The sequence below is a fragment of the Mitsuaria sp. TWR114 genome (genome assembly GCF_007997345.1).
Genome location: NZ_VOSR01000562.1, coordinates 1 through 9600 on the forward strand (window position 1 = coordinate 1; position 9600 = coordinate 9600).

General features: G+C 70.4%; 10 protein-coding genes and 1 pseudogene. 7 read left to right on the forward strand and 4 right to left on the reverse strand.

From position 1 onward, the window contains the following. Positions 1 to 320, forward strand: a pseudogene (locus FUT87_RS29060) (hypothetical protein); the annotation flags it as partial. A gap of 119 nt (positions 321 to 439) precedes the next feature. Here FUT87_RS29060 and FUT87_RS19400 read toward each other — a convergent pair. Together FUT87_RS19400 and FUT87_RS19405 are read right to left on the reverse strand one after the other, a co-directional pair. Continuing rightward, on the reverse strand, positions 440 to 1165 hold the full coding sequence (locus FUT87_RS19400) for a glutamine amidotransferase (protein WP_147242085.1): 726 nt from the start codon (positions 1163 to 1165) through the stop codon (positions 440 to 442). 139 nt (positions 1166 to 1304) lie between these two features. Continuing rightward, the gene (locus FUT87_RS19405) at positions 1305 to 1814 is read right to left on the reverse strand and encodes a hypothetical protein (protein ID WP_147242086.1); all 510 of its coding nucleotides are present in this window, start codon (positions 1812 to 1814) and stop codon (positions 1305 to 1307) included. 208 nt (positions 1815 to 2022) lie between these two features. On the opposite strand from FUT87_RS19405, the gene FUT87_RS19410 reads away from it, so the two are divergent. The 4 genes from FUT87_RS19410 (at position 2023) to clpB (ending at position 6646) form a co-directional block, all read left to right on the forward strand. Beyond that, on the forward strand, positions 2023 to 2517 hold the full coding sequence (locus tag FUT87_RS19410; protein ID WP_147242087.1) for a molybdenum cofactor biosynthesis protein MoaE: 495 nt from the start codon (positions 2023 to 2025) through the stop codon (positions 2515 to 2517). Continuing rightward, on the forward strand, positions 2514 to 2894 hold the full coding sequence (crcB, locus tag FUT87_RS19415; protein WP_147242088.1) for a fluoride efflux transporter CrcB: 381 nt from the start codon (positions 2514 to 2516) through the stop codon (positions 2892 to 2894). The genes FUT87_RS19410 and crcB overlap by 4 nt, the downstream gene beginning before the upstream one ends. 50 nt (positions 2895 to 2944) lie before the next feature. Next, positions 2945 to 3937 carry a S66 peptidase family protein gene (locus FUT87_RS19420; RefSeq protein WP_222617206.1) on the forward strand — a complete coding sequence of 331 codons (993 nt, stop codon included), beginning with the start codon at positions 2945 to 2947 and terminating at the stop codon, positions 3935 to 3937. Positions 3938 to 4033: 96 nt separating this feature from the next. Next, a complete protein-coding gene (clpB, locus tag FUT87_RS19425; protein ID WP_147242090.1) occupies positions 4034 to 6646 on the forward strand; it encodes an ATP-dependent chaperone ClpB in 2613 nt (870 codons plus the stop codon). Positions 6647 to 6701: 55 nt separating this feature from the next. On the opposite strand, the gene FUT87_RS19430 is transcribed toward clpB, so the two are convergent. Beyond that, entirely contained in the window at positions 6702 to 7412 is a 711-nt protein-coding gene (locus tag FUT87_RS19430; protein ID WP_091733712.1) for a DUF599 domain-containing protein, read from the reverse strand. Positions 7413 to 7473: 61 nt separating this feature from the next. Next, entirely contained in the window at positions 7474 to 8196 is a 723-nt protein-coding gene (locus FUT87_RS19435) for a pirin family protein (protein WP_147242092.1), read from the reverse strand. Positions 8197 to 8318: 122 nt separating this feature from the next. Between FUT87_RS19435 and FUT87_RS19440 the strand changes: the two genes are divergently transcribed. Beyond that, entirely contained in the window at positions 8319 to 9281 is a 963-nt protein-coding gene (locus tag FUT87_RS19440) for a LysR substrate-binding domain-containing protein (protein WP_091733716.1), read from the forward strand. Then, on the forward strand, positions 9278 to 9600 hold a 323-nt coding region (locus FUT87_RS19445; RefSeq protein ID WP_255511931.1), incomplete at its 3' end, for a glutamate--tRNA ligase family protein. The genes FUT87_RS19440 and FUT87_RS19445, both read left to right, overlap by 4 nt.

Below are 9600 nucleotides of genomic sequence, written 5' to 3' on the forward strand. Positions count from 1 at the left end.
GCGCCTTCGAGGCGGTGGCGATCCGCGAGTCGCTGCCGGCGGCGCTGTGGCAGTCGCGCGCCGACCGCAGCGGCCCGGCGGGGCTGATCGTCAAGGTCGAGGACGACCGGCAGGTGCTGGCGCGCTACCGCCTGGTGCAGACGGCGGACGAGGGCCCGAGCCCCTTGCTTTCGCTGCTGCCCAACGCGCTCGCGGGCGGCGCGGACCTGTTCGCGGCGCAGCCGACGGTGCACTGGCGCGACCTCGGCCTGAAGACGCTGCGCTCGCTGGGCGCGCTGCGAGCGCTGTCCGCCGGCGCGCCCGAGCGGCGGTGCGCCTGATGCCGGCGATGCGCTTGAACGCCTGTTGCGTGCCTGCCTCTTGCGACGGGCCTGGCGCCGGCGATGCGCCCGCGTCGCGTGGTCGGATGCCTTGGTGGACGGCCGGCCCGACCCGGGCGTCAGGCCCGGCCGCGCCAGCCCGCCATCCAGCGGTCCATCACATCGCCCAAGGCCGCGCGCAGCGCCGGCCCGTGCGCCTTCGCGTCGCTGCGCAGCGCGTCCAGCGGGACCCGCGCCTGCGCGAGCTCGCCGGCATGCCCGATCAGCCATTGCTCCAGCCGCGCCGGATCGCTTTCCAGATGGAACTGCAGGCCGAGCGCGAAGTCCTCGACCGCGAAGGCCTGATGCGGGCACAGCGGCGTCGTCGCGAGGCTGGCGCATCCGGCGGGGATCTCGAACTGGTCGCCGTGCCAATGCAGCACCGGCTGGCCTTGCGCCAGCGGCGCGAGCGGCGAATCGCGGCCGGCGTCGGTCAAGGTCAGCGGCGCGAAGCCGATCTCCTTGCGGCCATGCGCCATCGGCCGCACGGTTGCGCCGAGCGCCCGCGCCATCAACTGCGCGCCCAGGCAGATGCCCAGCAGCGGCCGCCGCGCGGCGAGGCGCCGACGGATCAGCGCCAGCTCGTCGTTCAGATACGGATACAGCGCGTCGTCATACGCGCCGATCGGGCCGCCGAGCACCACGAGCAGGTCGACCGCGTCCAGGTCCACGTCCCGCAGGTCGTCCACGCCGGCGTCCCGCGTGAGCAAGCGCGTGAAGCCGCGCGCCTCGAGCACCGGCCCGAGCAGGCCGAGGTCTTCGAAAGCCAGGTGGCGCAGGGCCAGGACGGTCTTGGGCGTGGACATGGTGCGGGCGCGACTGGCGCGCGGGAGGAGGGGGAGCGCCGAGTATCCGCGCCCACCCGGCCCCGGCCATCGTCTGATCGTCCAGACGACCTATCCATTCGTACAGGCTCGCCGGGCGCTTCAGGCTTGGGGCCTGCGCTCAGGCTGGATGCGGCTGCCGTGCGGCCGCGGGGCCCTTGCGGATGCGCCAGGCCTGCGCCGCCATGACGATCAGGAAGAGCAGCAGCACCACGCCGATGGCCTTTTGCAGCGCCGGGTCGTCGGGGCCGGTGAACAGCGGCGCGCCGACGGGCACGCGGGTGAAGGTCTCGTTGAGCCCCGGGATCATGTGGAAGAACAGCGTGGCGGAGTAGCCCAGCGTTTCCGCGTACGGCGAGAAGCCGCCGAGGAAGCGCGTGCGGGCCGCGGCGGCGGCGATCGCCAGCGTGACCAGGGTGACGATGGCCAGCGTGTGCGCGATGTTGAAGCCGCCGTGGCGGAAGATGCCGAAGGCCGTCAGGCAGGTGACGACGGTGCACCAGACGTAGATACGTCCCCAGGTGGACGCGCCGTCGATGCGGCCGTGGCGCAAGAGCATCGCATAGCCGGCCACGAGGGCCACCAGCGCGAAGGCCGTGTGCACGGCGCCGAGAAGGGTCAGACCGAACATGAATGCTCCTGCAGGGCCGCATCGGCGCGGCGAGCCGGAGCGCGGCGCACTCCAGCCTCAAAGCTAGAGGGCGGGTGCGGTAGGCGCATCGATCGGATGGGGGAGGCGACGGGGTGGGTTTTCCCCAGGAACGCGCCTGCGCCGCTGCCCGCCCGGTGGCCAGTTGCCGGGCCGATGGGCGCCGCGGGCCATGGGCCAGAATGGCGGGATGAATCCGCCCGCCGCGACGCCGCGCGTCACCGTCCAGACCGAAGACTTCGACCTCAGCGCCGAGACGCTGGCGCTGCGCGCCGCGGATGGTGGCGTCGGGGCCGTCGTCAGTTTCGTCGGCACGGTCCGCGACGGCGCGGACGGGACGCCGGTGTCGCTGATGGAGCTGGAGCATTACCCCGGCATGACCGAGGCCTCGATCGAGGCCATGATCGACGAGGCCTTCCGCCGCTTCGACCTCCGGGGCGCGCGCGTCATTCACCGCGTCGGCCCGCTGCGGCCGCGTGAGCAGATCGTGCTGGTGCTGGTCAGCGCGCGGCATCGCGGCCAGGCCTTCCAGGCCTGCGAGTTCCTGATGGACTACTTGAAGACGCAGGCGCCGTTCTGGAAGAAGGAGCACGGACCGGACGGCGCCCGCTGGGTCGACGCCCGCATCGCCGACGACGAGGCGCTCGCCCGGTGGGGCATCCATGTGGAGGGGAATGGTCGATGAGCTGGTTGCAAGTGGCGGCGGTGTCCGTCGGGGCCTCGGGCGGCGCGCTGGCGCGCTGGGGCGCGGGCCTGTGGCTGAACACGAAGTGGCAGGGCTTTCCGCTGGGCACGCTGGCGGTGAACCTGGTCGGCGGCTTCCTGATCGGCATGGCGCTCGAGTGGTTCGGCCGCTATCCCGATGACCTGCTCAAGCTGCTGCTGGTCACTGGCTTCCTGGGCGGCCTCACCACCTTCTCCTCGTTCTCGGGCGAATCGCTGTCGCTGCTGCAGCGTGGCGAGTTCCTGATGGCGCTGTCGCACTCGGCCGCGCATGTCGTCGGTGCGCTGGTGGCGGCTGCGGCCGGCCTCAAGGTCATGCAGATGCTGACCTCGGCATGAGCGCTGCGGGCACCGTGAGTCCAGCAGGCATTGCGAGCGCAGCAGACTCGGTGAACGCCGGGCGCCCGCGTTTCCCCCGCGCGTTGCGGCCGGGGGATACCGTCGCGGTGATGGCGCCGTCGTCCGGCGTCCGTCCGGCGATGCATGAGCGACTCGATGCGGCGCTGGCGTTGCTGCGCGCCAAGGGGTTCGAGGTCCGCGAGGGCCGCTCGCTGCGCCGGCAGGAGCAGGGCGCGAGCGCGAGTGGTCCCGAGCGCGCGGCGGAATTGATGGCGGCGCTGCTCGACCCCACGGTCGCGGCGGTGATTCCGCCCTGGGGTGGGGAACTGGCCATCGAGGTGCTGGAGCATCTCGACTTCGACCGCCTGCGAGAGGCGCCGCCCAAGTGGTTCAGCGGCTTCTCGGACCTGTCGACGATCCAGCTGCCTTTGCTGGTGCGGGCGGGCTGGGCATCGCTGCATGGGCCGAACCTCATGCAGCTGGCCGATCCGGCGCTGGATGCGGTGTCGGCACGGATCTTCGATGCCTGGGCCAGTGGCGCTGGCGCCGAACTGGCGCAGCCGCAGGCCCCGGGGACGCTTGTCCGCGCGTTGGATGATCGCGCCGGGCCGGTGACGATCGAGGGCCGGATGCTCGGCGGCTGCCTGGATTCGGTGTCGAGGCTGGCAGGAACGCCGTTCGGCGACATCCGGGCGTTCCGGTCGGCCTGCGGCGCCGGCGAGCGGCCGATCCTGTTCTTCGAGGTGGCCGAGCTGCCGCCCTTCGAGTTGGCGCGGGCACTGCATGGCCTGCGGTTGGCGGGTTGGTTCGAGGATGCGGCGGGCGTGGTCCTGGGGCGCAGCGCGGTGCCGGAGGCGGCCGCGTCGGCCGGTGACTTCACCGAGCGCGACGCGCTGCGGCGCGGGCTCGGCGGCCTGAGCTGCCCGGTGCTGGTGGACGTGGACATCGGCCACGTGGCGCCGCAGTGGTCGATCGTGCAGGGTGCTTCCACCCGCTTGTGCTGGGCGGATGGCCGCGCGGTGCTGGAGCAGAGATTGATCTGAAGCGCCTGTCGCCGTTGGGCATCGCCTTGCCACGATCCCGGCATCTTGAAATATGGGGACACACTCCCAGTTGGGGTCGCAACGGAGGTTTTTCCCATGCGAGTCGACAAGCTCACCACCCGGTTTCAGGAAGCGTTGGCGGAGGCCCAGAGCCTCGCGGTGACGCGCGACAACCCCTACATCGAGCCCGCCCACGTGCTGGGCGCGATGCTGGCCCAGGACGAGGGCCCCAAGGCGCTGCTGGAGCGGGCCGGCGTGAAGGTGCCGGCCTTGAAGGCGGCCGTCGACGCGATCCTCACCGGCCTGCCGCAGGTGCAGGGCGAGGGCCAGCAGGTCCAGCCCAGCCGCGACCTGATCGGCCTGATTCAGGCCGCGGAGAAGGAGGCCGCCAAGCGCGGCGACCACTTCATCGCCAGCGAGATGTTCCTGCTCTCCCTGGCCGACGCGAAGAGCGACCTGGCCGGCGTCGTGCGCGGCCATGGCCTGACGCGCAAGGCCCTGGAGACGGCGATCGAGGCGGTACGCGGCGGTCAGAAGGTCGACAGCCAGGAATCGGAAAGCAACCGCGAGGCGCTGAAGAAGTACACCCTCGACCTGACCGAGCGCGCCCGCGCCGGCAAGCTCGATCCGGTGATCGGCCGCGACGACGAGATCCGCCGCGCGATCCAGGTGCTGCAGCGCCGCAGCAAGAACAACCCGGTGCTCATCGGTGAGCCCGGCGTCGGCAAGACCGCCATCGTCGAAGGCCTGGCCCAGCGCATCGTCAACGGCGAGGTGCCCGAATCGCTCAAGGACAAGCGCGTCCTGGTGCTGGACATGGCCGGCCTGCTCGCCGGCGCCAAGTTCCGCGGTGAATTCGAGGAACGCCTGAAGTCCGTGCTCAAGGAAGTCGCCGCCGACGAGGGCCGCATCATCCTCTTCATCGACGAGATCCACACCATGGTCGGCGCCGGCAAGGCCGAGGGCGCCATCGACGCCGGCAACATGCTCAAGCCCGCGCTCGCGCGCGGCGAGCTGCACTGCATCGGCGCCACCACGCTGGACGAATACCGCAAGTACGTCGAGAAGGACGCCGCGCTGGAGCGCCGCTTCCAGAAGGTGCTGGTCGACGAGCCCAGCGTTGAGGCGACGATCGCCATCCTGCGCGGCCTGCAGGAGAAGTACGAGGTCCACCACGGCGTCGAGATCACCGACCCGGCCATCGTCGCCGCGGCCGAGCTCTCGCACCGCTACATCACCGACCGCTTCCTCCCCGACAAGGCCATCGACCTGATCGACGAGGCCGCCGCCAAGATCAAGATCGAGATCGACTCCAAGCCCGAGGCGATGGACCGGCTCGACCGCCGCATGATCCAGCTCAAGATCGAGCGCGAGGCCGTGCGCAAGGAGACCGACGAGGGCTCGCAGCGCCGCTTCACGCTGATCGAGGAAGAGCTGCTCAAGCTCCAGCGCGAATACAACGACCTGGAGGAGATCTGGACCGCCGAGAAGGCGCAGGCCCAGGGCTCCGCGCACGTCAAGGAAGAGATCGACCGCATCAAGTTCCAGATCGAGGAGCTCAAGCGCAAGGGCGACTTCAACAAGGTCGCCGAGCTGCAGTACGGCAAGCTGCCGGAGCTGGAGAAGCGCCTGAACGAAGCCCAGGCCAAGGAGGCCGGCAAGGCCAGGGACAAGTCCGTCCCGCAGCTGCTGCGCACGATGGTCGGCGCCGAGGAGATCGGCGAGGTGGTCTCGCGCGCGACCGGCATCCCGGTGTCCAAGCTGATGCAGGGCGAGCGCGACAAGCTGCTGCAGATGGAAGCGAAGCTGCATGAGCGCGTCGTCGGCCAGGACGAGGCCATCGTCGCGGTGGCGGATGCGATCCGCCGCTCGCGCGCCGGCCTGTCCGATCCGAACAAGCCGCTGGGCAGCTTCCTGTTCCTCGGCCCCACCGGCGTCGGCAAGACCGAGCTGTGCAAGGCGCTCGCCGGTTTCCTGTTCGACAGCGAGGACCACATGGTCCGCATCGACATGAGCGAGTTCATGGAGAAGCACTCGGTCAGCCGCCTGATCGGCGCGCCTCCGGGTTATGTCGGCTACGACGAGGGCGGCTACCTGACCGAGGCCGTGCGCCGCAAGCCCTACAGCGTGCTGCTGCTGGACGAGGTCGAGAAGGCGCATCCGGACGTCTTCAACGTGCTGCTGCAGGTGCTGGACGATGGCCGGCTGACCGACGGCCAGGGCCGCACCGTCGACTTCAAGAACTGCGTGATCGTGATGACGTCCAACCTGGGCTCGCAGCACATCATGGCGCTGCAGGGCGAGTCCGACGAGGTGATCCGCGACGCCGTGTGGGGCGAGGTCAAGGCGCATTTCCGCCCCGAGTTCCTCAACCGCATCGACGAGACGGTGATCTTCCATGCGCTGGGCCAGGCGCACATCAAGTCGATCGCGAAGATCCAGCTGCGGCAGCTGGAACAGCGGCTGGACAAGCTCGAGATGAAGCTCGACGTCAGCGACGAGGCGCTCGACGAGCTGGCCAAGGTCGGCTTCGATCCGGTCTTCGGCGCGCGGCCGCTCAAGCGGGCGATCCAGCAGCGCATCGAGAACCCGCTGTCCAAGCTGATCCTGCAGGGCCGCTTCGGTCCAAAGGACGTGATCCCGGTCGGTGTCGAGCACGCCATCGGCGGCGAGCCGGGCGAGTTCTCGTTCGGACGCGTCGTCCACTGATCGCGCCGGCGGGCGCCGGAACGACCGCGGGGCGCCCAGGCGCCCCGCGCCTGTTTCAGGCCCGCAGCTTCTCCAGCACCTCGGACCGGAACTCGCGCTGGTACAGCACGTAGACCACGCCGGCCGTGGCGAGCATCAGCGCCCAGGGCGAGAAGAACCAGGCCACGACCGGGAAGGCCAGGTAGTAGCCGCGCAACCCGTCGTTGAAGGCCTCGGCGGCCATGCCCACGACCGCGCCGGCGCGGTCGGCGAACTGCTCGCGGGCCTCGGGCCCCTGTTGCTCGAACTGGCCCGCCTCCGGCGCGGAGGCCACCAGCAGCGCGCCGAAGGTGTACTGCCGCATGCTCCAGGTGAAGCGGAAGAAGGCGTAGACGAAGATGCCGGTCAGCAGCGCCAGCTTGATGTCGAAGACCAGGGTGCTGGTCTTCACCGTGAAGGGCAGCTCCAGCACCATCGCGCTGGTCTGCTCGCTCGCGCCCAGCGCGGCCAGCAGGCCGCCGATGATCAGGATGGTCGTCGACGCGAAGAAGGACGGACTCGACAGCAGCGCCTGGCTGACCGCGCCGTCCAGCACCCGCATCTCGCGGTAGGTCAGCTGCAGCATCCACTGGCGCCGCACCCGGTTCGTGATCGCCAGCAGCGAACCTTGCCCCTCCGCATGGTGCTTGGAGAAGTGGGCGTAGGCGACCCAGGTCAGGAAGTACAGGCCCAGGGCGGCCCAGTCCAGCAGCGGCAGCGCGGTCAGCAGTTGTCGGAGCGATTGCATCGCGCGAGTGTAGAGGCCGGGGTGTGCGGCGGGACCGGGATGGTCCCGCCGCCGGCGGGTGTCAGACCGGCAGGTCGAACACCAGCACCTCGGCGTCCTCGCCGGCCTCGAGCGTGATGGCCGCTTCCTTGGCCAGCTGCAGCGCGTCGCCCGCGCCCAGCGCCTCGCCGTTGACGCTCAGCCGGCCGCGCACCACATGCACGTAGGCGAGCCGGTCCGGCGCGAGCGGCAGCTCGGCGCGTTCATCGCCGTTGAACAGGCCGGCGTACAGGCGCGCGTCCTGGTGGATGGACACCGAGTCCTGCGCGCCGTCCGGCGAGGCGACCAGGCGCAGCCGGCCGCGCTTGTCCGCCTCGGGAAAGTGCTTCTGCTCGTAGCCGGGCGTCACGCCCTGCCGGTCCGGCATCACCCAGATCTGCAGGAAGTGGGTCTCGCCGTCCTTGGAGTGGTTGAACTCGCTGTGCATCACGCCGGTGCCGGCGCTCATGCGCTGCACGTCGCCCGGACGGATCACGCCGGCGTTCGCGCCGCCCGGCTTGCCGTTGCCCATGCTGTCCTGGTGCGCCAGCTCGCCGCTCAGCACGTAGCTGATGATCTCCATATCGCGGTGGCCGTGCGTGCCGAAGCCGGTGCCGCCCGCGATGCGGTCCTCGTTGATCACCCGCAGCGGGCCGAAGCCCATGCGGCGCGAGTTGTAGTAGTCCGCGAACGAGAAGCTGTGGAAGCTCTTGAGCCAGCCGTGATCGGCATAACCGCGGTCCGAGGACTTGATGACTTCACGCATTTGAATGCTCCTTCTCTGGCCTGTGGTGGCGGGCCGTTGTGTTGCGATGGGTTCACTGTAGGGATGAGGGCCTCTGCCGAGGGGGAGGGGGCTTGAAGCCACCATTCAAATAAGATGAAGGAATGTCACAGCAAGACAAACGACGGGTGCTGACGCCGGAGGCGCTGGCCATGATGGACAGCATCGCGCGCAGCGGCAGCTTCGCGGCGGCGGCACGGGAGATGGGGAAGGTGCCGTCGGCGCTGACCTATTCGGTGCGGCAACTGGAGGAGGCGCTGGACGTGCTGCTGTTCGACCGCAGTTCGCGCCAGGCGGTGCTGACCGCCGCCGGCCATGAGCTGCTGACCGAGGGCCGGCGGCTGCTGCAGGAGATGGACGCGGTCGCGAACCGGGTCAAGCGCGTGGCCACCGGCTGGGAGAGCGAGCTCACCATCGCCTTCGACGACGCGGTCGCGCGGCGCGCGATCTTCGACTTGATGGAGACCTTCTACCAGGAGAAGGAGGACGGCAAGCCGCCGCCCACCCGCCTGAAGCTGCGCACCGAGGTGCTGTCGGGCACCTGGGAGGCGCTGATCTCCGGCCAGGCCGACCTGGCCATCGGCACCAGCGCGCAGCCGCCGGGCAGCTCGGTGGTCTGCGAGGTGCTCGGGCCGATGGAGATGGTGTTCTGCGTCGCGCCGCACCATCCGCTGGCGGAGTTCGAGGGCGTGCTGACCTCGGCCGAGATCGCGCGCCACCGCATCGTCGCGGTGGCGGACACGGCGCGCAGCCTCGCGCCGATGACGGTGGGGGTAGTGCCCGGGCAGGAGGTGCTGACCGTGCCGTCGATGGCGACCAAGCTGGAGGCCATGTTGCGCGGCCTGGGCGTGGGGTTCCTGCCGACGCCGATGGTGCGCCGCCACATCGACGCCGGTCGGCTCGTGAGGAAGGAGACCTTCCAGGGCAAGCGGATCTCGCCGATGCATTACGCGTGGCGCAACACCGGCCACCGGCCCGCCAAGGCGCTGGCCTGGTGGCTGGAGCGGCTCAAGAGCGAGGCGACCCGGCGCTCGCTGCTGGAGCAGCACGAGGGCCTGCTGCTGTGAGCGATGCGGGGCGCTCGGGCAGCGGCGAGGCGCAAGCCGCCGATGCTGGCGTCGATCACGTTGATCAAGGCGATCGCGGCGATGGCCGCCGCGCCGGCCGGTATGTGGGCCGCTTCGCGCCATCGCCGACCGGGCCGCTGCATGAGGGCTCGCTCGTGGCCGCGCTGGCGAGCTGGCTCGACGCGCGGGCGCATGGCGGCCGCTGGCTGATCCGGATCGAGGACGTCGACGGGCCGCGCTGTCCGGCCGGCGCCGATGCGATGGTGCTGTCGCAGCTCGCCCAGGTGCGATTGCTGCCGGACGCGCCGCCGGTGTGGCA

What these genes read in the sequence shown, in the direction of transcription:
- FUT87_RS19435 (WP_147242092.1), bottom strand. Translation starts at nt 8,196, where the DNA reads ATGCGTGAAGTCATCAAGTCCTCGGACCGCGGTTATGCCGATCACGGC.
- FUT87_RS19410 (WP_147242087.1), top strand. Translation starts at nt 2,023, where the DNA reads ATGAATCCGCCCGCCGCGACGCCGCGCGTCACCGTCCAGACCGAAGAC.
- FUT87_RS19440 (WP_091733716.1), top strand. Translation starts at nt 8,319, where the DNA reads ATGTCACAGCAAGACAAACGACGGGTGCTGACGCCGGAGGCGCTGGCC.
- FUT87_RS19430 (WP_091733712.1), bottom strand. Translation starts at nt 7,412, where the DNA reads ATGCAATCGCTCCGACAACTGCTGACCGCGCTGCCGCTGCTGGACTGG.
- FUT87_RS19400 (WP_147242085.1), bottom strand. Translation starts at nt 1,165, where the DNA reads ATGTCCACGCCCAAGACCGTCCTGGCCCTGCGCCACCTGGCTTTCGAA.
- crcB (WP_147242088.1), top strand. Translation starts at nt 2,514, where the DNA reads ATGAGCTGGTTGCAAGTGGCGGCGGTGTCCGTCGGGGCCTCGGGCGGC.
- clpB (WP_147242090.1), top strand. Translation starts at nt 4,034, where the DNA reads ATGCGAGTCGACAAGCTCACCACCCGGTTTCAGGAAGCGTTGGCGGAG.
- FUT87_RS19405 (WP_147242086.1), bottom strand. Translation starts at nt 1,814, where the DNA reads ATGTTCGGTCTGACCCTTCTCGGCGCCGTGCACACGGCCTTCGCGCTG.